This window comes from Adlercreutzia equolifaciens (assembly GCF_029076695.1).
Taxonomy (GTDB): domain Bacteria; phylum Actinomycetota; class Coriobacteriia; order Coriobacteriales; family Eggerthellaceae; genus Adlercreutzia; species Adlercreutzia equolifaciens_A.
Map to the genome: position 1 here is coordinate 1 of NZ_JARFIK010000564.1, position 291 is coordinate 291.

At 59.8% G+C, this 291-nt stretch carries 1 protein-coding gene; it reads left to right on the forward strand.

Features of this window, described 5'->3' with window-relative positions:
- Nucleotides 1-85: 85 nt before the first annotated feature.
- On the forward strand, nt 86-291 hold a 206-nt coding region (locus PZH32_RS13605; protein WP_275208790.1), incomplete at its 3' end, for a glycosyltransferase family 2 protein.

The window sequence follows — 291 nt, forward strand, 5'->3', positions numbered from 1 at the left end:
GCATTCTGGCTCTTGCCGACGGCCTTGATCCGGAAGCCGTCGATGCCGTATGTGGCGCCACGACGGCCGCTGCGTAGGGGGAGTAATGAAAACCATCACCTTTGCCGTACCCTGCTATAACTCCGCCGCCTACATGGACCATTGCATCGAGTCCATCCTGGCCTGCGGCACCGACATCGAGATCCTGCTGGTCGTTGACTGTTCAACCAAGGACGACACCGCGGCCTTCGCCGATAGGTGGCAGGAGCAGTATCCGGATATCATTCGCGCCATTCACCAGCCCAACAAGGG